Below are 22639 nucleotides of genomic sequence, written 5' to 3' on the forward strand. Positions count from 1 at the left end.
TGGGTTAAAAGGGCCTTTTGCAGCAATAAATACGGATATACGGAAACCGACCCGGGTAAATGCCCGTAGGTTAGGGTGTAATAGCTCGCCGCCACCCAGGTACGGCGGGTGCCATTCCTAGCCATATTAACCCGATATCCCATGCTAAAGACACTTCGACTCCTCCCCCTGTTTGCCCTGCTGCTGGTGTTCACCGCCTGCGAAAAAGAAGAATACACCATTGCCGAGCCGCAATCGCAATCACTGAAGGGCGGAGACCTCGCCAAAGCCCACAAATCCAAGGACCGCTACGTAGCCGACCTGTCCAGCCTGAACGGTTCCGGCGTTATGGGGCAGGCTACCCTCACTCTGGAGGACGGCATGCTCACCGTCCACATCGAAGCCTCGGGCATGGTACCCGACGTAGCCCACGCCCAGCATATTCACGGCCACATGGACAGCCCCCGGGCCAGCGTATGCCCACCCCCCGCCGCCGACACCAACAACGACGGAATGATCTCGGTAGGTGAAGGGGCCCCCTTCTACGGCGGCATCCTGCTTGCCCTGACCCCCTTCCCGGTCGCCGATGCCAGCGGCAACATCGACTACACCAACACCTTTGAGTACACCGGCGACCTCGGCCAGCTGCAGAAGCGGGCCATCGTCCTCCACGGCGGCAACTTCGGCGGTGACTTCATCCCCAGCCTGCCCGTAGCTTGCGGCAAGATCTCGGTGAAGAAGTAGGTCCCACCCTACCCCCGGGGTAATCCACCCCAAAAACCAATACGCCGATCGGGCGGTTACGGATAATGCCCGTAGCCGCCCTTTCTTTTTTCGGTTTGCGCTACCTTTGTGCCACAAATTTGTACCCCATGACCTCCCAAAAGGCCGTTTCCGCCACCGACCAGCCCCACACCAGTACCAAGAACTACTGGATCTACTTCCTGATCTCGATGGTGATCTTCTTTTTGATGCTCATCTTCCTGAACCAGTGGTTCTGGGTAGCCATGCCCTTCATGCTGACCTTCCTGGTCATGGCCCTGGGGTATATGTAAGGCCGAGGCCTTTTAGGCCGAGGGGCTCCGTTGTTTTGGCGCGCCATGCCCTTCGCACTTCGTGCTACAGACATGGCTTGGGGTTTTACGTCCCTTCCAGGGCCGGCTGTTCCTAATCCGTTCGCGATTTCCTTCGCTCGCCATGCCCTGCGGGCTGCGCGCTACAGACATGGCTTGGGGTTTAACGTCCCTTCCAGGGCCGTTTGCTCCTCATTATTTGCGCTTTAAGGTCGAGGTCTTGCAGGCCGAGGGGTTCCGGTGGTTTAGCGGAACGTTTCTTTACGCTATGCCCTGTGCGTCATAACCCATGCTCGCCATGCCCTTCGCACTTCGTGCTACAGACATGGCTTGGGGTTTGACGTCCCTTCCAGGGCCGTTTGCTCCTCATTATTTGCGCTGTAACGTCGAGGCCTTGTAGGCCGAGGGGCTCCGTTGTTTTCGCGGAACTTTTGATTACGCTATGCCCTGTGCGTCATAACCCGTTGCGCGCCATGCCCTGCGGGCTGCGCGCTACAGACATGGCTTGGGGTTTGACGTCCCTTCCAGGGCCGTTATGTGGCGGGGATAATCCCTAATACTGCAGGTACATCACCTCCTTTTCGGAGAAGAAGTCTTCGGAGAACCACTTATCGATGGGGTATTCCTCGACGTAGGCGCCTTTGGGGAGGGCGGAGAGTTCCTGTTTGAGGCCGCGGCCTTTCAGGGCGAGGATGCCGTTGGGCAGGCCGTGGCGCTGTTTGTCGGCAATGAGGCGCAGGCTCCAGGCGGCAAGCTGATCGATTTTGGCCACGGCGCGGGTGACCACGAAATCGTAGGCGGGGCGTTTCAGTTCCTCGGCGCGCTTCTGTTCGGCGCGGCAGTTCTTGAGGCCGAGGGCGGAGATGACCTCCTGGCACACCCGGATCTTCTTGGCGGTACCGTCGATGAGGTGGAAATCGGCTTCGGGGAACAGGATGGCCAGGGGGATGCCCGGGAACCCGCCGCCGGTACCCAGGTCCAGCACCCGCGCTCCGGCGCGAAACTGGATGACCTTGGCGATGGCCAGGGAATGCAGCACGTGGTGGACGTAGAGGTTATCAATGTCCTTGCGGCTGATGACGTTAATCTTGGCGTTCCAGTCGCGGTAGAGGCCGTCCAGGGCGGCAAACTGCTCGCGCTGCCGCTCGCTGAGGTTGGGAAAGTAGGAAAAAATGACGTCTGCTGACATAGATCGGGAAGCTGCCGGCCGCACTAGGCCTTGGCGGGGAGTTTGTCGATGATTTCGGTGAAGGCCTGCCACACGGGCTCCTCGGGCAGGGGCGCCTGCAGGGTGACGCGGGAACCGCTGATGGGATGGTCGAAGGCCAGGGTGAAGGCGTGGAGGTCGATGGTCTTGTCTGGATTGCCGCGCTTGAAGCCGTACTTCTCGTCGCCCCGCAGCGGACTGCCGATGGCACCCAGCTGGGCCCGGATCTGGTGTTTGCGGCCCGTCACGAGCTTGATCTCGAGGAGGTGGTAGCGGTCGCTGCTCCCCAGGTAACGGTAGCGGAGTTCGGCCCGCTTGGCGGCCTGGTCCGACTGGTCGACGACCTCAGAGCTGTTGCCTTTCGCTTCCCGGATGAAGTGGACCAGGGTGGCCTCGTCCTCCGCGGGGCGCTCGCCCACGATGGCCAGGTAGGTCTTCTCGATGGTGCGCGCCTGGAACTGCTCCGACACGCTGGCCTGGGCCGACGGCTTCTTCCCGAAGAGCACCACCCCGGAAACTGGCCGGTCGAGGCGGTGAATGGGGTACAGGTCGTGGTGGGCGTAGGCAGCGCCGATCTGCAGGAGGTTGGCGCTCCCCTTCTTATCGGGTACCACGGCCAGTCCGGCGGGCTTGTTGAAGGCGATCAGCTGGTTGTCCTTGTAGAGAACCCAGTCGCCCGGGCGGCCGGGGAAATGTTGCTTGGGAGTGGCGGGCATGGAAGGGGAGTTGTGGAAGCCGGTGGCTTTTTGCAAAGGTACGTACTTCGTAGGTCGAGGCCCCTACGGCCGGCCCGTCATCCGATGTTGACCGACGCAGGATTAACGGGCTGAGGGCCTCCAGGCCCGATTGTTTTGTCACCACAGAGGCGCAGAGGTACACGGAGAAATTGCTGGTCCAGGCCGGCCCGTCATCAGATGTTGACCGACGCAGGAGGGAATCATCTGATGTCTTAGCCGGCCGGTGGCATTTACCATTTACCAGGTACCATTTCCAATGTACCATTTGCGTGGCCGCTCGCTCCGCTCGTTTTTACCGCGGATGGCGCAGATTTCGTTTCGCAGATTCCGCGGATTTCTCTGTTCGCTTCGCTCGCACCAACGGGCTGAGGGCCTCCAGGCCCGATTGTTTTGTCACCACAAAGGCACTGAGGTGCACGGAGAAATTCCTTATCCAGGCCGGCCCGTCATCCGATGTTGACCGACGCAGGAGGGAATCATCGGATGTCTTAGCCGGCCCCCCTACTTCACCTCCTCGTAATCGATATAATCGTCGTGGTCCTCCTTCGGGGTGATGTCGATCTTGTCGTGGGGCTTGGGCCCGCGGCCGACCTGCTGCTGCATGCGGGAATACCACTGGTAACCGCGGTAGGCGAAGTAGATCAGGGCGATGGTGAAGATGAAATCCATAGTACAAAGGTAATCCCGGCGCAACGACCGGTGTAATTTTCGGGCAGACTATCTGACGCCCGGCAGACTCACAGCCACCGGTGCAGCCTTTCGACGAGCCGGCGGACCCGGTCGGTGTAGGGCGGGTAGACTACGGAGAGGTCGAAGAACTTCCGCTCCAGTACCGAGCGCTCGTTGCAAAAACCAACCCAGCCATGATACCCAAAACTCTTCCCGATGCCACTGTTGTTCACCCCGCCGAAGGGTAATGCAGGATTCCCCTGGGAAAGAAAGAATTCGTTCACCATGGTGCCCCCGGCGCTGGTCTCGGCGAGGAAGCGGCGGATGAAATTGCGGTCGTTCGCCTGGAGGTAAAAGGCCAGCGGCTTCGGCAATCCGTGGATGACCGCCAGGGCCTCCTCCGGCGTGCGGTAGGTGAGAACGGGCAGGATGGGACCGAAGATTTCCTCCCGCATGATGCGCATGGCCGGGGTCACCCGGGTGAGGATGGTGGGGGCAAAGTAGCGGTCGGCCGCGTCGTGCTGCCCGCCCGCCGCGGTGGTAGCGCCGGCGGTGAGGGCTTCGGCGAGCAGACCGCTCAGGTGGTCGTGCTGCCTGCGGTTAACGATGCGGGCCAGGCTGTTCGAGGCCCGGGGGTCGGAGCCGTAGTAGTCGTGCAGGGCTTCCGTAAGCGCCCTTACGTAGTTGGCGGCGATGCTTTCGTGGACGAGCAGGTAGTCGGGGGCCGTGCAGGTCTGTCCGGCGTTGAAGAATTTGCCCCAGGCCACGTTGCGGGCCGACTTATGGATGTCCACGTCCGGGGCCACCACGCAGGGCGATTTGCCGCCGAGCTCCAGGGTCACGCTGCTCAGGTTTTCCGCGGCGGCGGCCATCACTTTCTTGCCCACGGCCGGACTGCCGGTGAAGAAGATGTGGTCGAAGGGCAGCCGCGTCAGGGCGGCGGCGGTATCGGCCTCCCCCTCCACTACCGTCACCTCGTGGGGGTCGTAGAGTTCCTCCACCATGCGTTTCAGGTAGGCCGTGGTGGCCGGACTGGCCTCCGAAGGCTTCAGTACCACCGGACAGCCCGCCGCCATGGCGTAGAGCAGGGGTACCACGGCCAGGTTGAAGGGGTAGTTCCAGGGCGAGAGGATCAGCACGCAGCCCTTGGGCTCGTAGTAGATGTAGTTCACCGTGCCCGCCATGCTCAGGGGGGTGGCCACGCGGCGGGGCTCCATCCACCGCTGGAGGTGTTGGCAGATGTACTTGATGTGGCCGTGTACGGCACCGACCTCGCTGAGGAGGCTCTCCACCGCCGGTTTGCCGAGGTCGCTGGACAGGGCCCGGACGAGCCGCTGCCGGTGGTCGTCGTTCCCGAGGTAGGTGGCTATCCTTTCCAGCTTCGCCTTCCGTTCGTCCACGCTGCTGCGGGCGAGCGCGGGTGCCCGGGAACGCTGCTGCGCCAAAAGGTCGTGGTAGGGTAAAGGGGGCCGGGCCGTATCCATAGGCTGAGAACGGCCACGGGAGCCGCGCGGTTTCGGGGGGAACATCGATTTCCTCGGGGCGTTATGCCCAACAAAGCAACCGCTAGCCATGGATTTCTCCGAGATGTTCTACCAGGACTGGACCGGTCTGCTGCGCACCCTTATCGTGGGGACGCTGGGGTACATCTTCATCGTCTTCTCCCTGCGCATCTCCGGCAACCGCACCCTCTCCAAACTCAACGCCTTCGACCTGGCCATCTCCGTGGCCTTCGGCTCCACCTTCGCTTCCATGCTGCTCTCGGAAGACGTGGCCCTGGCCGAAGGCATGCTGGCCATCGCCCTGCTGTGTTTTCTGCAGTACGCCCTGGCCTTCCTGTCCGTCCGCTCCCGTTGGTTCGCTAAACTGGTCCGTTCCGAACCCGTCCTCCTGGTGCGTCACGGCGAGATGCTCATCCAGGCCATCCACGACGCCCGCCTCACCAAACGCGAGCTCTTGGCCGTAGCCCGCTCCCATGGCCACCGCGACCTGAGCGACATCGACCTCATCATCCTGGAATCCGACGGCGGCTTCTCCGTCATCGGCAAGCAGAACGACGGCGCCAACGAGGAAGAGGAGAACGACGACGGGGAGGACGATGACAGTCCGGAGCCGGTTGGTTCCTGAGGGGAAAAGGCGTCCTCGAGTTTTTCCATTGAGCCCCTACCCTATCTACTCTCCATTTTCGGCAAGCACCTGAGCTTCCACCCGGTCGAGTACCGCCACCGCTCGGGATTTCAGCGCATCCAGTTGTGCGCGGTCGTATACCCGGCCCCGGTTGATCACCGCTGCGATGGTGAGGGTATTCCGGATGTCATCCAGTGGATTCTCCTCCAACAGGACCAGGTTGGCCCGCTTTCCGGCTTCCACCGTCCCCGTTTCCGCGGTATGGCCGAGATATTCAGCGGGATTGAGCGTAGCGGTCCTGAGGGCTGCGGCGGGAGTGAGGCCGCTTTCGACCATCAGCTGAAGTTCCACGTGGAGCGGTATGCCTCCATTCATGTCGGAGCCGGCCAGGATCTTGCCGCCCCGGTCATGCAGTCGCTTGAGGGAGCGCATCCGGTAGTCGATGGTGGGCTTCAGGCGACCGCGCGCTTGATAGTCGCGCTCGAGCAAGGTATCCCGGTTATGGATGTCGATATACCGTTGGAAGTCGTCGTCCCAGAACTGCTCGTCCTCCGGATAAGAAATTATCCGCTGGAGGACCAGGGTCGGGACCACCCAGGTATCGCGGTCGGCCAACAGCGCAAAGAGGGAATCCTCCTTCGCGGGATCCACGTGGGGGACGGGTTCGTATTCGATGGCCAGGAAGGTTTCCCGGCTTACGTCTGCGGGGGAGTCGGGTTGGATGGCCCGTATCCTTTGCTGCAATCGCTCCCGCAGTTCGCCTTCGTTGCTGGCGGCGGACAGCTCCAGACCGATCATGTGCTCGATCGTGCGGTGGCCGGCCTCGATCGCTTCGAAGGCGCTCACCTCATTGGGGATGTGGCCGTTGACCTCGATGTCCAGCTCGCGGGCGCGCTGCATTATCGCGAGATAGTTGTCGCGGGAGAGGAAGGAGTAGGTCTTGACGAAGTCGTAGCCCTGGGCCTTGATGGTGTCGACGATGGCGCGGGCCGCCGCTTCGTCGGGGATGGTCAGGTGGTGGTCGCCCACGTTCCAGGTGCTCAGTCCGTCCACCAGGGGGCTGCCCATGACGATGGTGGGCCCTACGAGGAGCTCCTGGTCGACGCTGTCCTTCATCAGAAAATCCTCCGGCAGGCCCGACATCTCCCGTATCCCGGTAATCCCGTGGGCGATGTAGAGCGGCAAGAAGGCCGTCCGCATCAGTTCGTCACCGGTGTTGTGCACGTGCATGTCCCACAGGCCGGGCATGAGGTACCTCCCCTCCCCTTCGATGACGGTGGTGGCCTCAAGTGGCCGGTCCTGATCGGCGTCCAGGATGGCGTGGATGGTGTCTCCCCGGAGTAATACTTGCTGGGAGGATACTACCACTCCCCTTTCTACGTCGATTACGTTTACGTTGGTGATCAGGACGTCGCCTTTCAGGGGTTCTGGGCGCTGGCAGGTTAGGATGTTGACCAGGAGGAGGCAGAGTGCGGCTGTATACACTCTTCCGCGGAAGAGCCAGTGTATATCATTGTTGACCTTGTATCTATAGGGGTGTAGAGGATCCTTCATTTCTTGCTGCTTTGGGTGTCGTCTTCTGCTGTGGGCCCGTGTTTGAAGTAGTAGATACGTTCTTGGCCACTGCCTTGATCCTTAAGGTAGGGGGAGGATTGGGGTGGCGCAAGGGGTGGACGGGCGGCGGGGCGCTGGTGCCTGGGGTTTGACCGTGGAAGCCGATTAAGCCCGGTAGGCGTATTTTCTACGAGTAAACCAGAGGGACAGCCACCAGTACTATCGCCCTCTACCAAGGGGATAAATTGGAGTTTTATGAGTAGATGAGCAATGATCAGTTCAATCGGTACGAGCTCAAATAAGGGTTGCTACCAGCCCGCATCGTACCGATGCGCCCGATGGTACGCCAGAAAAGACTGACCCAGCGCGTGTTTCGGATGAACGAACAGCCTCCCCTTTTCTCCGATCAACTCCAGGGTATCGGATACCGTGAACCCACCATAGTCAAACCGCACGTGGTGATTCGGGCACAGGCAAAGAATATTGGAGATGACATCCGGCCCGTTGTGGGGTGTACCCAGGGGCTGGATGTGGGCCGCCTCGATGTACAATCCCGCGTTCGTCTGAATGCTAGTCCGGCACACCTGACACTCATAACTGTACAGTTCCTTTAGCTTTCGCGAAGCCACCGTATCCCGGATGATCCTGGAAACCTGTGTCAGTACCCGCTTGGGTGAGCCGTACGTTGATTCACGATCGCTCAGTTCGTTATCCTGTATTTCGAAGTTGGCGCCGGAGAAATAGTCCAGTTTCCTCAGTCTGAAGCGCCAAACCAAGCCCCGCTCCTCCCCTTCTCCTTCCAGTATTCTTCTACGCGGAAGAGTCCATCGTACCGATACCCTTCCTGAGGCGCATGACTGGATAGATTGGTATACCCACGAATCACCCGCACGGGTAGCCCCCGTTGACAGCTGAGGGCCAGTGCCAGATTACCCCTAATCATATCCTGATCCGTGACTTGCTTTCCGGACGAAATATCCCTGCCCCCGTGCCCGGTATAGACAATGACGTTCTCATAATCCACGTCGTCCTCGTAGCCTCCACTTAAAACAATGCAGTCCGCCCCCTCCAGCTGAGAACCCGATATTCCTGCCTGCCTTGGGCGATGGACCAATGAAAGGGAAAGCTCAATCCTGTTGGCGAAGGTTTGGCCTTCTGCTATTCCTGGGATTTCACCGAAGATTCTGTCTGACATTGAGATGAGTGTGGTGGTTTGGTCAGGAGAGCAGGCGGGTTGACCTGGCCATCATGAACCGCACTTAAATGTTTATTGGTGTCAAGCTAAGCTGCTTTTGAATTATATTTATCATTATACTTACGGAAGATTTATGAACCATGATGGGTCCTGCTATTCTACACGCTTGTGTATGTAACCCCCCTGTCACCCTCATACTGGGGCGAGAGAGGAGAAGCTGCATCACGTGCGGGAGTTGCCGGCCCAAAGTGGATACGGAACCAGCTAAAATTACACCTGATGCCAGACCAAAGCATGGGGCGTGCTATTCCTCCGCTTGATGATGTGTAAAGAATTTTAGGCCGGTCATGGTGTAGCGGTTTTACGGCTCTCGTGAGAGCACAATCACGTCAACCAACGCGCGCGGTCACCTCCGCAATCTGGTTAGCGTGCGACTGATACCTTTGGTGGTTGAGTTAGTAGTTCGGGACTACGGTGTATTTATACGCAATGCGGTTTTATGTGATTGCGGCAATCAAATAGCCAACTCAATATTTAACTTGTACATTAGATAAAATTGAACTTGTTCCTATGTCAGAAAAAGTAAAGCTCCCTAGAAACAGCTATGAAGAACTACGGAAGCTGATTCTGGGTTATCATTATATTGGTAAGCCATCTGGGTTACAAGAACTGGCCCAAACCACAGGTATGGCACGGACTACAATTAGTAGTAACAATGCTTTCCTATTATATATAGGAGTAGTAGAGGGTGCCAACAAGAAATCCTTAACTGAAACAGGGTCAAGGCTAGCTAGAGCAATAGAGCACGAGATCATTATTGAAGTTCAGAAACTATGGTCGGAAATAATTTCTGATAATGAGTTTTTGACTAAAATGATTCAGGCAGTCAAAGTCAGAAGAGGAATGGAGTACGCTCAACTTGAAAATCATATCGCTTTTAGTTCAGGTGAGTCTAAGAACAGCAAGGTTATGACTGGCGCTCGCGCCGTTATTGATATTTTCTTATCGGCCGGAGCTCTTGTTCAAGATGGTGAGAAACTTATTGTAAACGATCATGTACCAGGACTTAATGAATCGCCACATCCTGGAAGTCGTTCGAACATAAACAACTCTGAAGACGTCACAGAGCCCGAAATTATCACTGAGCCGCACTACGATGAGAAAAACACACAACAAATCTACAAGAAAGAAATAGGCCAAGTATCGCTGAAGATTGAATTATTAATCAAGGCAGGCCCCGAAGAACTTGAAGGATTAGGAAAACGGATCAAACAGATCATAGATGAGGTAAATGAATAATGGCGCATACTATACCGCAAACAACAGCAGAAGAAATAGTTGGTGCGACCGATTGCATTGTGTTGTCAAATGGTACTGCCACTGATCAAATAATTGCAGATTTTATTGGAACAACGTTAGCGAATGCTGGAAATGCTGCGGTTCTATCTGAGCAATTGGGTTTAGTCCAAAGAGATGTTAATAATGTATATTCTAAAGCCAGTTTGTTATCCAATTACTTGGTAACTGCTTCTTTAGATCAAAGGGCTAGCATTTTAAGGATGGTGCTCGAAGAGTACGATCCTTACGCATTGTTTAAATACCGCTTAGCAATTGCGCCAACTTTTCAAGATGCAGCTAATCAGGTGAAAGCCATTTACTGTATTCCCCAGCATCGGAATGAGATTGCTAATACTCTAATCAGCTTAGGAACATATACGAATAGCCTTCAGACCCAGGGGGGCGGTCAGTATTTGACAAGCTCAACAAAGTTAAGTCAAGATGACATCAGAGTAATCCGCTCTCTTGCAGATGATAGACAAGTGGTTGAACACTCCTTAATAACTAGGCTATCAGAAGAGTTATACCAATCACTGAATCGGCCAGATGTTTTTATTCCGCTGGTAGATGCTTTAATGCTAGTGGGAAATCAACAAAACGATTTCAGGGCACCTATCGTCCATGCGGGTAACGCTGTAGAAACATATCTCAGCGCGGTCGGAGCTCATTATGGTGTGAATATGGCAGGGGCACATGGTATTAATGCAAAGATTAATCGTATTACCCAAGCCAATCACCTATCAGACAAACATAAGAACATGGTCAACTATCTAGGGCATGTTCGAAATGCGTGTGATCATGGTATCGATGGAGCAATAGGAGCAGCATGGCAGATCTCCGAGTCTACATCCAAAGAGTATGTTCATGTCGCGATATCATCTATAAAAGCTATACACGAATCTATGAATGGCAGGCACATACTTTAAATAAATGCCGCTAACACCGCCTACAACGCACAGCCGCCGGTTGACCATATCAGGGGAGTATTGAATAAAGAGTGTCAAGAGTAATTCTTAGGATTAAAGATTAGGAGAAAATAAGAGTGAAGTCAAGCCTTCCCGGCCCTGGTTCTAGAACCAGGGCCGGGAAGGCTTGCGCCACCGGCTCAGAAGTCCAGGCGCAATCAGTCGTCGTAGAGGATGACCAGCTGGGCCAGGATCCAGGTTTGCTGGGCAGTACTTCGTGCCCAGTTGTGCATGGGCTTCCGTTACTCACCGGTCACGTCACGCTAAACGAAGAACGGCAGGTGAGATGCCCTACTGCCTGCAACGGTCATGAGAGGTGAAAAAGCTGCCTTGCAGAGCACTGATGGCTATTAGAGATGGATGGCTTCGATGGTTTTCGTGATGTAGCTTGGGCTGGTGAAGTCTCATTTCCGAGGTGAAACGCTTTTCTCGCGGCTAGCTTTCTCAATTTCCCTTTTACATTTCCTTCTACTTTCATAAATTGATGTAGAACTTTCCATTTGTAGTTGGTCGGGCTTGTGGCGCCATTCCATCATATTGCTCACTTCAGTCACCGTTTCAAATGGGCTAATAACTATGCTTATCGTCTCGGATCAACTCCGAAGCACGCTTGATAACACTGGAGTATTATGTAATCAATAGGGTTGTTCCCGGGAAATAGTGTATTAATAATACCTATACGAATGTCAATTCTTGTGGTTATCATCATTGTAGTCTTTGTTGCCGGGCTTTGTCAAGAAGTGGGTTCATCCGCAAGGAGCAGGCCTAAGTCAAAGCCAGAAACAAATCAGAAGAACCAGAGCCACCCTTGGAATGGTTCAGTAAGGCGTAGAAATAAAAGAAATTATAAAAATGTAGGTGTATATAAGTCTGCGAAAATAAGCTATGATGTCAAGGGTATATGGGCTGAAGAAGCTAGGATAAGAGCTTTTAATAAACTTGATCAAAACGATGTCTTGATACTGGAATTTGAACCGGACAATGCCTATGATGAAAATGCATTAGCTGTCAAGACAAAAGAAGGAGTAAAGCTAGGCTACATTGAAAAGAACCAAAGGAAATTAATTAAAACTTTAGATCAAAACCCCTGCAATTTTGCAACGATTAAATATGTAAATGGCTATTATTGCCAGAAATACAAAAGACCAGTATATAAATTGGAAATTTTAGTTTATGTAGGATTTAGTAAAGAGGAGCTTGCGAATGAAAAAAATAAATTAAGAGAAATAAGAATAATATCTATTGATAAGGAAAAGATCAAAATGCAGCTAAAAGAGTTTAATGCAAACTATAAACATTTCAAAGAAACAAAAGCTTATTTAGATTTCAACAATTTGGAAAAGCTTTGTGATGAAATAGTGTTATATAATGAAAGGATAAAACAATTGGGGGTTAATGCCAAAACTTTTGTGCCTCCAATTGACAAGATTACTATGCTAACAAATCATTATGGAGAATATTATAAAACCTTAGATTTTTTAGAAAAGTTTGGAGACAAATACCCCTACTCTGATAATCAGAGAACAAAGTTCCACAAGCGAATTGACCAAGCTGAATCTAAAATCAACGAGTACTAAATATGGTGTTTAACTACGGTTGCTTAGGGAGTATTGCTTTAGATGTGTCAAGGGTTATTATTAGAGTTAGTGACTAGAAAAGAAGGGGAAGGGTGCGGGCGGTTGGCCTATAAGTCTAGCCTCATAGGGCACTATAAAGGATGATCCCCTATGTCATAAGCGAATTTACCTTAAGTATTACTGCATGTCCAGTAGTGCCATTGCTTGTTCCACCTGCCAGTCACGCCCCGCGAAACAAAAAAGAGCAGGTGATCAACGCTACTGCCCGAGCACAGTGAAGAAAACGAAAACCAAAATCCTCAACAGCCCCCCACCCCCCAAACCAAAATCTATCCACCATACGAAAATCCGTATAAGATGGCCGGCTGGAGGCCCGCCTAATTTTGTGGTGTTCTTAAAACCAAACAGGAATAACCATGAATACTACAGGATTTGGCAAGGAGGGGTGGACCCCCGAAGGGCTGGGAAAATTGGCCGGTAAGACCTACCTCATCACCGGAGCGAATACGGGGGCGGGCTTTGCAGCGGCGCGGATACTGCTGAGGAAGGGTGCCGCGGTGGTGATGCTGAACCGGAGCCGACAGAAATCCGAGTGGGCGATGGCGGATTTGCGGAAAGAGCTCGGCGCGAACGCCAGGGTTTCCTTTATCCGGATGGACCTGGCCGATCTTTCCTCCGTCCGCGAGGCGGTCGCGGAGGTCCTGCGGACGGTACCCCGGATCGACGCCTTGATTTGCAACGCGGCGGTGGCCCAGGTGGCGAAGCAGTCCTTTACCGTTGATGGCTTCGAGAGCCAGTTGGGCATCAACCATTACGGTCACTTTCTCCTGACCAACCTGCTGTTTGCGCGGGTGGAGGAATCCCGGGGCCGCATCGTGGTCGTATCGAGCGAGGGGTACAAGATGGGACTGAAGACCATCCAGTTCGACGACATGAACTTCGACGCGAACTACCACCCGAATACGACCTACTGCCACAGCAAGCTCGCCCAGATGATGTTTGCCTACGAACTGCAACGGCGGATCGCGGAGGCCAACCGGAAGGTGAGGTGTACGTTTGCCACCCCGGAGCTTCCAATACCTCCCTCATCAACGAAAATACTCCCCTGCTCACTCGCATCACCTTTTCCCTGATGGCGCTGTCGCCCATGGTGCAGTCGGCGGAGAAGGGCGCCTACCCGGAAGTGATGTGCGCCACCGAGGAGGGGCTCCCGCAGGATGCCTACTACGGGCCGACCGGCAGGATGAACTGGGTAGGTCCGGTGGGCGCGTGTGACATGGAGCCCTTCGTACTGGACCGGGATATTGCCCGCCGGCTATGGGAGGTCTCCGAGGCGGAAACCGGGTGCCAGTGGGACTTGCCGGTCGGCAAGCCGGGGAGTATTCGCCGCGCTGCCAGTCAGGGAACCGGTAATTTACAGACCACCAACAAAGTATAAAGCCATGGATATCCTGAAAGCGGCAACGGACTGGGGGAAGGCCGAAGTCTTCTCCGCCCAGTTCTTCATCCTGTTCGGCGTCCTGTTCCTGCTGGCCAGCGCGGGGTTCTGGCAGCTGGGGAAAACCGACCTGGCCCGGGCGTATGTCGTCCCTGTGCTGGTCGCGGGGGTACTGCTCCTGGTCATCGGACTGGGGCTGTACTTCACGAACCAGTCCCGGCTCACAAATTTCGCGGCGGCGTACGACAGCGATGCCTCGGCCTTTGTGGAGGCTGAAATTGCCCGGACCGAGCGCACCCTGAAGGAGTACCAGCTCGTAGTGCTGAAGGTGATCCCCCTGATCATCGTGGTGGCGGCCCTGTTGATCGTCTTCCTCGACCAGCCGAACTGGCGGGCCATCAGCATCACCTGCATTGCCATGATGGCGGTAATTTTATTGATCGACACCAACGCCCACGCCCGGATCGAAGCGTACCACGGGCAGTTGGAGATGGCCCTGGTACAACTCAAAAGCTAGCGGATATGCAACACTTCAAAACCCTGTCCGCCTACCTGGACTACATGCAGCTGCCGGCCCCGGAGCACCCCATGCTGAGCGTCATGCTGGCCCTGGGCGACAGTCCCCTGCCGTGCCCCCGGGAGAGCTCGCCGCCGATCTCCACCGACTGCTACTCCATCAGCCTGAAGAAGATCGTCGAGGGCAACCTGAACTATGGCCGCACGGCGTACGACTTCACGAACGGAGCGATGATCTTCCTGGCCCCCCGCCAGGTGGTACAGTGGGACAGCAGCATCGTGTACGAGCAACAGGGCTTCTCCATCAACTTCCACGAGGACTTCCTCAAGGGGACGGAGCTGGCCCAGCAGATCAAGAAGTATGGCTTCTTTTCCTACTCCGCCAACGAAGCCCTCCACCTTTCGCCCAGCGAGGAAAGGCTCATCGAATCCATCGCCCACAATATCGACGTTGAATACCGCAACAACCAGGACGCGTTCAGCAAGGACATCATCGTATCCCAGCTGAGCACCCTGCTGAAGTACGCAAACCGCTTCTACGAAAGGCAGTTCCTGCACCGGAAGGAACTCTCCAACGACCTGCTGGAGCAGTTCAACCAACTGCTGGACGAATACTTCGAGTCCGGAAAGCTACAGGATGAGGGCATCCCGAGTATCGAACAACTGGCCGACCACCTGTCGGTCTCCCAGCGCTACCTCAGCGACACCCTCAAGAAGGAAACGGGTAAAACGACCACCGAGCACCTGCAGCTCTACCTAATCGACGAGGCGAAGAACATCCTCCTGCAGCCCAACAAGAGCATCGCCGAGGTGGCGTACGAACTGGGGTTTGAGTACCCCCAGTATTTCTCCCGGCTGTTCAAGAAGAAGGAGGGGGTCAGCCCTTCGGAGTACCGGGAAAAGTATAAGCTGAACTAGGGGGTGACGGGAGTTTGGCAGGAGTTGATCGGGGGATGGATTTAAGAGTGGTCCTTGGCACCCGCGCCCCGCCGCCACCGGTCGTCGTACAGGATGTCCAGCAGAGTCAGGATCCCGTTTCAGTTGTGGTGTGCAAATTCGGCCGGCGGTACAAGGGCCTTGGCTACCGAGGTCTGGAAGTCAACGGGGGATCAGCTTTCGAGCGGTTTGCGGCTAAGGGGAGACGTACGGTAGTCATCAGCAAACAGCCTTTTTCTTGTCAAAAGCGTTACCTAAAAAGCTACCATCATCGTCAAGCGATTGGCGCACCGACATTAACCATGCATACGCTGATAAAAGATAACATTGGTCAAATTGCCGCGGCGTGTAGAAAATACGCTGTCAAAGAGCTATCCGTTTTTGGATCGGTTCTCGAGGAAAAACGGTTTGCTGCCAGCAGTGACGTGGATGTGTATGTCGATTTCGACGAAAGTAACATGAGCCTGGAGCGGTATGCGGATTGCTATTTTGCCCTGCACGCAGAGCTAGAAAATATTCTCGACAGACCCGTCGACATAACGACCAAAAGGAGCTTGAAAAATCCATTTTTCAAGGAGGAACTGAATAGGACGAAGCAAAGTATCTTTCAACTTTCAGAAAAGATTGATGGATAACAAGATTAAGCAATCGCTATTTGACATTGAAAATTCCATTGAAACGGTGGGTGAGTTCATGAAGGAGGTGAACTCCTTCGATGAATATCTTAAGCACAAAATGCTTCGCAGGGCTATCGAACGGGAGATTGAAATCATCGGTGAGGCGATGAATCGAATCCTGAGAGTATACCCAGATATCAAAATACCCGATGCAAGAAAAATAATAGCTACCCGGAATAAGATAATCCACGGATACGACGAGGTCGATGATGTGGTAATTTATGTTATTGCTACGAAGCACCTAAAGGATTTACGGGATAGTATTAGCAAACTGTAGTCGATCCAAGGATCATTTATGATTGGGGTTTTGGTGGGGCCCGGCTCACATGGCCAACTGCCACCGGTCGTGGTACAGGAAAGTCAGCCGAGTCAGCATCCCGTTTCAGTTGTGTGTAAGGGCTCCCTCCACTTGCCGGTCGCGTAGCGATAGACGAGAAAAGCGAACGAGGATCTCTACTTTCAAGCGGTTGCACCCCGGGGAAGCGTACACTTGTGCCTGCCGCAGGGCGGAAAGCCACCTTTCTTCACCTTCGGTGAGCGGCAGTGTGGGCAAATGCTTACCTTTAGCAGCTTGCTCGTTTCACCAATAACCAAATCGTAAGTTGTCAACCTCTTCCTATGCTGCAGTCTTGCAATTTCCATGTTGCCTGAACTTACAATAGCAAAATTGTGATCGCAGCCGGAAAGCCAGACAACGAAGCAGCCAGGCAGGAAGCCCTCCTGGAATACCAGCTTCTGGACACATTGCCTGAAAAGGAATACGACGCCATCACAAAGTTGGCCACTCAGGTTTGTGGAGCAAAGATGTCTACGATTACCCTGGTAGACAATGACCGCCAATGGTTTAAATCCACCTACAATCTGGCAGCATCTGAAACGATCCGCACCGAGGGGTTCTGTGCGCATTGCATTCTCGATCCGCACCATCCCACAATTGTAGAAAATACCCTCAAAGACGAGCGGTTTCAGGGCAATCCCTTCACTACCGGAGAATTTGCCAATTTCCATTTTTACGCTGGTGTCCCGCTGCTATCCACTGAAGGGCTACCGGTGGGCACCCTGTGTGTTCTTGACGACCGTCCGCGTAGTCTGTCGCCGGAGCAGCAAGAATCCCTGGAAGCCCTGGCCAATCAGGTGGTTCAGCTTATGGAACTGCGGAAGAAAGTCTTTCAGTACCAGGAGTCGGAGGAGCAACTGAAGCGGATCAATCAAAACCTGGAAGATTTTTCCTACATCGTATCCCACGATATAAAGTCGCCCCTCAACAGTATTACGCAAATGGTAGAAGCTTTCGTGGAGGATACGGAATGTACGTGGTCCACGGAATCCCAGTCATGCCTCGACCTCATCAGAGACTCTGCTACCGGCCTGGAGCAAATGATCGACAATATTTTAAAGTATTCGAAGGCGGTAAATTACCTTGAAAGCGACAGAAAGTTAATCGATCTCAATACCTTCCTACCCGGAATTGTGAGAAGTATTAATACTTCGCCACAGGTTCAAATCGTCATTTCCCCCGACCTGCCGTCCGTTTTTTCGTCCCCAACTGCGTTGCGGCAAATTTTTGCTAACCTGGTTTCTAACTCCATTAAGTACAACGACAAATCCGAAGGGAGAATAGCCCTCAGCTGTCGTCAAATGGGTAGCGAAGAGTATAAATTTGAAGTCAGCGATAACGGGATGGGCATTCCAAAGGATAAACTGGAAAGCATCTTTGATCTATTTTATCGGGTCAACCAAAGCAGCAGCTGTATGAAGCATAGCTCGGGAGTCGGGCTGGCCATCGTGAAAAAATTGATCAACGATCTGGGGGGCAGGATAGAAGTGGAATCGGCAGTAAATGAAGGGACGACTTTTAAGTTTTATTTGCCTTCGAGGTAAAAGCCGCTTTACGTGGATAGGGAGTAGGGAATGGGCAGCTGGGCAGTGATGCGTCATTCCCACCAAACAGCGAAAAAACCCAATGACCAACTTCAACCTCCACAAACAAAAATTCAAAACCGCCTTCAGACAAATACTGTCAGAAGGTGACAGCTACGAAATCGGCGAAGCCGCCCTGCCCGCCTACGCTCACCGGAATCCGCTGATCGACTGGCTGTTTTGGGAGCGGATCAGGGTGGCGTATGATTTTGCTGGAAGCCGGGAAGGGGGCCAAAATGTCCTTGATTTTGGGTGCGGGTCGGGCGTGCTGAGTTATCTGTTGGCGCAGAACGGGTGCTCGGTCACGGCGTGTGACGTAAATCTTAGGCCCCTGAATTTGGTGAGAAAGAAAGTAGCGTTTCCCGCCAGTATCAAATTCGTAGAAGGAGACATCCTTACCGGGGCACTGAAGGATGGTTCCTTCGACGTAATCTTTGCCCTAGATGTGTTGGAGCACATCAACGATCTCAATCCCTACGTTGCCGCGTTCCGGAGGTTACTGAAGCCGAATGGTGTGGTTGTCGTGTCGGGACCGACGGAGAACCTGTTCTATAAAATCGGACGGAGAATCGCCGGTAATCGGTTCACGGGAGACTACCACGTCACGAATATCGCCCACGTAAAGGCAGCCTTTGAACGGGAGATGCGGGTAACCACGCTCAAGAAACTGCTCTTTCCCGTGGTGCTGTTTGAGGTGTTTACGGCCCGTCCGGAGTAGGAGTTAGGCGGGAGCGTTGGCTTTTGTGCGGATATGGCACCTGCGTCCGCGGCAGTTCCGAGCCGAGTCCTGTGGAGGGAAATAACCTTACTACCGTATACAGGTCTACCCTACCCCAAAGTCAGCTGACCTCCCCAACCAGAAATCATCCTGAGTGCACGAATCTGATATTGTTTTGCTAGAACGGCCAAAGCACTTCCTTGAAGGACATCAAACCGGATCACTGCCTAAACACCCTCACCGACAGGCAGCCATCTCCATGTTGCAGGGCACCGTATTGGGAGTGGGACTGAAGGCGCAGGTAAAAGTATCCCCCGCCCCAGGGTGAACTGTACTGAATGATGCATCCGTATACCCGGGCGGAAAGCGCGAGCGTGGTTCCGTCGGGGTAGGTGTAGGTTACTGTCCCGTCCGACTTAACGGTAATGGTGTTCGTTCCGGCATAGGCTGGAGTACCGTCAGGGTTAGGATAACAGGTGTTATAGGCTTCTTCACGCCACACCCCCAGCAAGGAGTCGGGCTCGCACGTCCGTGGCTTGATGGTGGCTTGTACGACCTTCTCTTCGGTAAAGCCTTCCTTGCTGGCCCTGATCGTATAGCTGAACTTTTCTTCCTTCCTGGATTTATTTTCGAAGGTGGCTGATTCACCCGTATGCTTCTTCAACTGTACGTTGGGGTTGGAGATATCGGTGATGGAAATATCACTGGAATCGAGTTGCACCGTGGTCTCCGATTGCTGGAAGTCGGGATAGGAGCCGAAGATCCGGTTCAGCTTGTTCCAGTAGCCGCGCAGGTTGCCCATGGCCCTTACTAGCAATGCGCTTCCTGCGCTCAGGCCCCCGTCCTGCGCGGTAAACGAACGGAAGGTGGGTTGGAGGTTCAGTTCGGTGCTGAGATTATCAACAAACTCATCAGCTACCACTTCAAATACGGCCTGGGTAAAGATCCAGTTGGCCGCCAGAAAGGGGAAAATGGAGTGCTTAAAGCGCAGGGCGGCCGGCCGTACCTCGGTGATCAGCAGGTAGCCCGCCGTACCCAGCGCCAGGGCGGTACCGGCCGTGGAAAGGCCGAACGAGGCGGGGGCGAGGTAGGCGGACGCACCGGCCAGCAGCAGCATCTCGACAAACTGTTTGGATGCGTCCTTCAGTGCGATGGCTGTGTTCCCGAGGTTTCCGGCGGTGCATCCGTAAAACGCTTTGTAATCGGAACGCGGGCAATTGGACTGCCGCTTCATGGTGGTCTGGGCGTCCAGGATGGAGAAGGTGCCTTCGGCGAAGGTTCGGAACACCGCCTGGTTGGCGTGGTAGAAGGATATGGCTTGCCGCCGTTCGTCGGCCGTGAGCCCGCTGAATAGCTGCATCACTTCCTTGCGGTAACCTTTAAGGCTATCTACTTCTGCCTTCTCGGTTTCGGTGGTGGGGTCCAGTAAAGCGAGATCCCTCTCGAAACGCTGATTGGTGGCGGCGAGGAACTCCGCCTCGCTGGGCGCCGCCGTCTTTTGTACGCTGAACCTGATGCGCGCCAGATCGAATTCCAGAAAGTGAGTGCCCACCTCAACATCAGGTACGTAAAAGGTGAGGGTGCTGTCGGACGTACGCATCAGTTGCACGGGCAGGCCACCAAAGTCGGCGGTGTACTGCCCGCGGATGTTCCCCGCGGCGACCAGACTGACGATTTCGAAGGTGCTTACGCTGGTTTTCTCCGCCGTGATGCCCTCGCTGAATTCCTCCTTGGTGGGCGTGATTTCCGCTTCCTCTTTCTCGCAGGCTGGCAAACCGAATAGCGTGAGCAGGAGAAATAGCGACAGGAATTTGTTCATGTTACGTGGGATGCATACCCGCCACCCGCGCAGGGTGGAGCAAAAGCAATGGTTGAGTGATTTAGTAGCGGCAGCCAGCGCGGGGTCAGTACCCTATTCAGCAAAAATGCTCAACTGTCTAATACCGTGGATCTGGAAAGATAGGCATAAAGGGCCAAATGACCCCGGCTGGCGGCGCTGGAAGGTTTCCCCCGCATATGTTTGCAGAACATCCGATACCGCAATGCAAAGTTAATTACTGACCACTGCGCACCACCTCCACTCCCAAAAACATGACCGGATTCTCGCTAACCCGCAGTGCCTTTCCGCTGGCGGTGGTGACGTCACGCAGGATCACCCGCTCGGTGAGGATGTAGGGGTAGGGCTCGGCGTAGGAGGTGTCCTTGCGTTCGGGATTGAAGTCGGCGAAGAGGGCCGGCCCCGGATAGTCGGCGGGCAGGTGGGCATCGTCGATGTGGAGGCCGGAGATGGTGATGGTGTCCGGCATGTAGCATACGTAGCCGAAATCGTGTTGTGCGGAGTAGTGGCCGTCGATCACCGCCGCGCCGCCGTTGGTGGGTACGAAGGTGCAGTCGCGCAGCCGCAGTTGGCCGCGCCAGGTACTGCCGTAATCGGAGCGGAGGTTGACGAAGCGGCCGCCGCGCACCGTGGTATTCTCCACGGTCAGGGTGCCGCTGCCAATGGCGTTGATGCCCATGTGGCCGAGGGTGGAGTTGCGGATGGTCGCGTTGGCCACCCCCTTATGGGCGTCGAAGCGGGAGAGGACACAGCCGTCGTAGACCAGGTTCTTGCAGTAGTTGGAGCCCATGATCCCCCAGTAGGTGCGGTCGTTGATGTCGTTGGTCTGGGTGCAGTTCACGAAGGAGACGTTCAGGGCCCCGTTGGCCAGGATGTCGTAGCTGCCCATGCTCACCGGGCGACCGGCCGAGCCGATGGTGGAGTAGGTCTTGTGGCCGGTCAGTACGCAGTTGCGCACCGTCACGTAGGCGCAGTTGCGCAGGTTGATGAAGCCGCCGTAGGGCGCCCCGTGCTCGCCTTCGCCGGTGATGAGGTGGGTGAGGCCGTCGACCACCACCCGCGACCGCTCGACGACGATGTTGCGGGAGTAGTAGGTGTATTTCGATTCCGCCTGGTTGGCTACGGTGACAAAGCGTCCACCGGTGATGTAGAGGGTGTCCTCCTCGATCGGCCGGGCGGTAATCCCGGTAATGCGGTCGAAGTCCCAGATGATGGGCGTTTGGGGGTCCACCCTCCCGTCGGCGTCGACGACGAAGATGTCGGTCTGCGCCGACCCCCGGTCCTGGTTCAGTCCGTAGCGGATGTAGTGGCGCACGGAGTCGTTGGTCACCGTCACCAGGCTGGCGGCGGGCAGCTTGATCGGGAGGGTTTCCTGGCCGCGCCCCAGGCGGGTGATGCCCTCAGGCACGAAGGTCTCCTCCCGCGAGCCTATCAGAAATACCGGCGCCGAGATATTTTCCACCGCCGTATCGTCGATGAGGAAGGTGGCGGTGCCGAAGTCGGTCGAAGTCAGTACCTCCGCCGTCCGATCCTTTCCGCCGATGTAGTAGGTGCCCTCCCCGGCCTGCACCGGCAGTTCGTGGCGATTGGCGTAGGCATGCGCTGCCCGGATGGCCGCACTGGCGTCGGTGGTGCCGTCGTCCGCGGCGCCGAAGTCGCGGTAGGTCACGTAGCCGCGTTGGCGGATGGCCGCTGCTTGCTGGGATTCCGGTTCGGCGGGCACAATCTCCTGGGCCAGGGCGGTGGCGGCGACTAAAACGAAAAGCAGAAGTAGGAGAGGACGCATGGTTGGAGGGGTGTGGGTTTAAGGTAGGTGTTTGGGTTGGTTTCTGGTTGGCTGGTTCGCGGACGGTGAATTCTCCTTGTTGGTGTGGAGTTGGCTTGGTTAGGTGGTTTCTGGTTACTGGTTGGTTGGTTCGCGGACGGTGAATTCTCTTTGCTGGCTTGGAGTATGTTTGGTTAGGTGGTTTCTGGTTGCTGGTTTGTAGCGCCGACTTTAGTCGGGATGCTGCATGTTTATCTAGCTGGTTGCTGGTTTCTGGTTTCTGGTTGGCTGGTTGTCCGTGCCTAATATAGCTTGACGGATTAGTGTAAATGATTAGGCGGGAACAGGTCTAGCTGCCCGGTATTGTTTATTATCTGCGTATTCTGTTCGGTGTACACGTGTACACCCGGC

Annotated in this window: 21 protein-coding genes and 1 pseudogene; 13 read left to right on the top strand and 9 right to left on the bottom strand. The window is 55.1% G+C overall.

Annotated features, from left to right (window positions below):
• Positions 1–141 precede the first annotated feature (141 nt).
• Both CGL56_RS17025 and CGL56_RS17030 read left to right on the top strand, forming a co-directional pair.
• Positions 142–723 (top strand): hypothetical protein, encoded by a 582-nt coding sequence (locus CGL56_RS17025; RefSeq protein ID WP_099107790.1) that lies wholly within the window; start codon positions 142–144, stop codon positions 721–723.
• Positions 724–851: 128 nt separating this feature from the next.
• Positions 852–1034, top strand: a complete 183-nt coding sequence (locus CGL56_RS17030; protein ID WP_099107791.1) for a hypothetical protein — start codon at positions 852–854, stop codon at positions 1032–1034.
• Between the two features lie 571 nt (positions 1035–1605).
• Here the strand turns inward: CGL56_RS17030 and rsmG are convergent.
• From rsmG to CGL56_RS17045, 4 genes are all read right to left on the bottom strand, one after another.
• Complete coding sequence (gene rsmG / locus CGL56_RS17035; protein ID WP_099107792.1) at positions 1606–2241, bottom strand: 16S rRNA (guanine(527)-N(7))-methyltransferase RsmG; 636 nt, start codon at positions 2239–2241, stop codon at positions 1606–1608.
• A 23-nt stretch (positions 2242–2264) separates the two neighbouring features.
• Entirely contained in the window at positions 2265–2975 is a 711-nt protein-coding gene (locus CGL56_RS17040; RefSeq protein ID WP_143470772.1) for an RluA family pseudouridine synthase, read from the bottom strand.
• 522 nt (positions 2976–3497) lie between these two features.
• The gene (locus tag CGL56_RS18295) at positions 3498–3665 is read right to left on the bottom strand and encodes a hypothetical protein (RefSeq protein ID WP_167641707.1); all 168 of its coding nucleotides are present in this window, start codon (positions 3663–3665) and stop codon (positions 3498–3500) included.
• Positions 3666–3733: 68 nt separating this feature from the next.
• Positions 3734–5110 (bottom strand): aldehyde dehydrogenase family protein, encoded by a 1377-nt coding sequence (locus CGL56_RS17045; RefSeq protein ID WP_209280409.1) that lies wholly within the window; start codon positions 5108–5110, stop codon positions 3734–3736.
• A gap of 127 nt (positions 5111–5237) precedes the next feature.
• Here CGL56_RS17045 and CGL56_RS17050 point away from each other — a divergent pair, with 127 nt between their 5' ends.
• A complete protein-coding gene (locus tag CGL56_RS17050) occupies positions 5238–5792 on the top strand; it encodes a DUF421 domain-containing protein (RefSeq protein WP_099107795.1) in 555 nt (184 codons plus the stop codon).
• Positions 5793–5837: 45 nt separating this feature from the next.
• On the opposite strand, the gene CGL56_RS17055 is transcribed toward CGL56_RS17050, so the two are convergent.
• The 3 genes from CGL56_RS17055 to CGL56_RS18655 form a co-directional block, all read right to left on the bottom strand.
• Entirely contained in the window at positions 5838–7277 is a 1440-nt protein-coding gene (locus CGL56_RS17055; RefSeq protein ID WP_167641708.1) for an amidohydrolase family protein, read from the bottom strand.
• Between the two features lie 377 nt (positions 7278–7654).
• Entirely contained in the window at positions 7655–7975 is a 321-nt protein-coding gene (locus CGL56_RS18650; protein ID WP_406603295.1) for an HNH endonuclease, read from the bottom strand.
• 125 nt (positions 7976–8100) lie between these two features.
• Positions 8101–8541 (bottom strand): YDG/SRA domain-containing protein, encoded by a 441-nt coding sequence (locus CGL56_RS18655; RefSeq protein WP_209280411.1) that lies wholly within the window; start codon positions 8539–8541, stop codon positions 8101–8103.
• A 570-nt stretch (positions 8542–9111) separates the two neighbouring features.
• Between CGL56_RS18655 and CGL56_RS18145 the strand changes: the two genes are divergently transcribed.
• From CGL56_RS18145 to CGL56_RS17105, 10 genes and pseudogenes are all read left to right on the top strand, one after another.
• On the top strand, positions 9112–9840 hold the full coding sequence (locus CGL56_RS18145) for a hypothetical protein (RefSeq protein WP_143470773.1): 729 nt from the start codon (positions 9112–9114) through the stop codon (positions 9838–9840).
• The gene (locus CGL56_RS18150; protein ID WP_143470774.1) at positions 9840–10805 is read left to right on the top strand and encodes a hypothetical protein; all 966 of its coding nucleotides are present in this window, start codon (positions 9840–9842) and stop codon (positions 10803–10805) included. Before CGL56_RS18145 ends, CGL56_RS18150 begins: the two co-directional genes overlap by 1 nt.
• A gap of 722 nt (positions 10806–11527) precedes the next feature.
• Complete coding sequence (locus CGL56_RS17070; protein WP_099107798.1) at positions 11528–12421, top strand: HIRAN domain-containing protein; 894 nt, start codon at positions 11528–11530, stop codon at positions 12419–12421.
• A gap of 416 nt (positions 12422–12837) precedes the next feature.
• A pseudogene (locus CGL56_RS17075) lies at positions 12838–13781 on the top strand (SDR family oxidoreductase); the annotation flags it as partial.
• 82 nt (positions 13782–13863) lie between these two features.
• The gene (locus CGL56_RS17080) at positions 13864–14376 is read left to right on the top strand and encodes a hypothetical protein (RefSeq protein ID WP_099107799.1); all 513 of its coding nucleotides are present in this window, start codon (positions 13864–13866) and stop codon (positions 14374–14376) included.
• 5 nt (positions 14377–14381) lie between these two features.
• The gene (locus tag CGL56_RS17085) at positions 14382–15293 is read left to right on the top strand and encodes a helix-turn-helix domain-containing protein (protein WP_099107800.1); all 912 of its coding nucleotides are present in this window, start codon (positions 14382–14384) and stop codon (positions 15291–15293) included.
• A 35-nt stretch (positions 15294–15328) separates the two neighbouring features.
• Complete coding sequence (locus CGL56_RS18155) at positions 15329–15946, top strand: nucleotidyltransferase family protein (RefSeq protein WP_143470775.1); 618 nt, start codon at positions 15329–15331, stop codon at positions 15944–15946.
• Positions 15939–16265, top strand: a complete 327-nt coding sequence (locus tag CGL56_RS17095) for a HepT-like ribonuclease domain-containing protein (protein ID WP_099107802.1) — start codon at positions 15939–15941, stop codon at positions 16263–16265. The genes CGL56_RS18155 and CGL56_RS17095 overlap by 8 nt, the downstream gene beginning before the upstream one ends.
• A gap of 392 nt (positions 16266–16657) precedes the next feature.
• Positions 16658–17869 (top strand): GAF domain-containing sensor histidine kinase, encoded by a 1212-nt coding sequence (locus CGL56_RS17100; protein WP_099107803.1) that lies wholly within the window; start codon positions 16658–16660, stop codon positions 17867–17869.
• 82 nt (positions 17870–17951) lie between these two features.
• Entirely contained in the window at positions 17952–18626 is a 675-nt protein-coding gene (locus CGL56_RS17105; protein WP_099107804.1) for a class I SAM-dependent methyltransferase, read from the top strand.
• Positions 18627–18846: 220 nt separating this feature from the next.
• On the opposite strand, the gene CGL56_RS17110 is transcribed toward CGL56_RS17105, so the two are convergent.
• Both CGL56_RS17110 and CGL56_RS17115 read right to left on the bottom strand, forming a co-directional pair.
• Positions 18847–20445 carry a hypothetical protein gene (locus tag CGL56_RS17110; RefSeq protein WP_143470776.1) on the bottom strand — a complete coding sequence of 533 codons (1599 nt, stop codon included), beginning with the start codon at positions 20443–20445 and terminating at the stop codon, positions 18847–18849.
• 235 nt (positions 20446–20680) lie between these two features.
• Positions 20681–22249 carry a right-handed parallel beta-helix repeat-containing protein gene (locus CGL56_RS17115; protein WP_099107806.1) on the bottom strand — a complete coding sequence of 523 codons (1569 nt, stop codon included), beginning with the start codon at positions 22247–22249 and terminating at the stop codon, positions 20681–20683.
• Positions 22250–22639 lie beyond the last annotated feature (390 nt).

It is taken from the genome of Neolewinella marina, assembly GCF_002631205.1.
GTDB classification, from domain to species: Bacteria; Bacteroidota; Bacteroidia; order Chitinophagales; family Saprospiraceae; genus Neolewinella; species Neolewinella marina.

What these genes read in the sequence shown, in the direction of transcription:
- CGL56_RS17025 (WP_099107790.1), top strand. Translation starts at nt 142, where the DNA reads ATGCTAAAGACACTTCGACTCCTCCCCCTGTTTGCCCTGCTGCTGGTG.
- CGL56_RS17030 (WP_099107791.1), top strand. Translation starts at nt 852, where the DNA reads ATGACCTCCCAAAAGGCCGTTTCCGCCACCGACCAGCCCCACACCAGT.
- rsmG (WP_099107792.1), bottom strand. Translation starts at nt 2,241, where the DNA reads ATGTCAGCAGACGTCATTTTTTCCTACTTTCCCAACCTCAGCGAGCGG.
- CGL56_RS17040 (WP_143470772.1), bottom strand. Translation starts at nt 2,975, where the DNA reads ATGCCCGCCACTCCCAAGCAACATTTCCCCGGCCGCCCGGGCGACTGG.
- CGL56_RS18295 (WP_167641707.1), bottom strand. Translation starts at nt 3,665, where the DNA reads ATGGATTTCATCTTCACCATCGCCCTGATCTACTTCGCCTACCGCGGT.
- CGL56_RS17050 (WP_099107795.1), top strand. Translation starts at nt 5,238, where the DNA reads ATGGATTTCTCCGAGATGTTCTACCAGGACTGGACCGGTCTGCTGCGC.
- CGL56_RS18655 (WP_209280411.1), bottom strand. Translation starts at nt 8,541, where the DNA reads ATGTCAGACAGAATCTTCGGTGAAATCCCAGGAATAGCAGAAGGCCAA.
- CGL56_RS18145 (WP_143470773.1), top strand. Translation starts at nt 9,112, where the DNA reads ATGTCAGAAAAAGTAAAGCTCCCTAGAAACAGCTATGAAGAACTACGG.
- CGL56_RS18150 (WP_143470774.1), top strand. Translation starts at nt 9,840, where the DNA reads ATGGCGCATACTATACCGCAAACAACAGCAGAAGAAATAGTTGGTGCG.
- CGL56_RS17070 (WP_099107798.1), top strand. Translation starts at nt 11,528, where the DNA reads ATGTCAATTCTTGTGGTTATCATCATTGTAGTCTTTGTTGCCGGGCTT.
- CGL56_RS17080 (WP_099107799.1), top strand. Translation starts at nt 13,864, where the DNA reads ATGGATATCCTGAAAGCGGCAACGGACTGGGGGAAGGCCGAAGTCTTC.
- CGL56_RS17085 (WP_099107800.1), top strand. Translation starts at nt 14,382, where the DNA reads ATGCAACACTTCAAAACCCTGTCCGCCTACCTGGACTACATGCAGCTG.
- CGL56_RS18155 (WP_143470775.1), top strand. Translation starts at nt 15,329, where the DNA reads ATGGATTTAAGAGTGGTCCTTGGCACCCGCGCCCCGCCGCCACCGGTC.
- CGL56_RS17095 (WP_099107802.1), top strand. Translation starts at nt 15,939, where the DNA reads ATGGATAACAAGATTAAGCAATCGCTATTTGACATTGAAAATTCCATT.
- CGL56_RS17105 (WP_099107804.1), top strand. Translation starts at nt 17,952, where the DNA reads ATGACCAACTTCAACCTCCACAAACAAAAATTCAAAACCGCCTTCAGA.
- CGL56_RS17110 (WP_143470776.1), bottom strand. Translation starts at nt 20,445, where the DNA reads ATGAACAAATTCCTGTCGCTATTTCTCCTGCTCACGCTATTCGGTTTG.
- CGL56_RS17115 (WP_099107806.1), bottom strand. Translation starts at nt 22,249, where the DNA reads ATGCGTCCTCTCCTACTTCTGCTTTTCGTTTTAGTCGCCGCCACCGCC.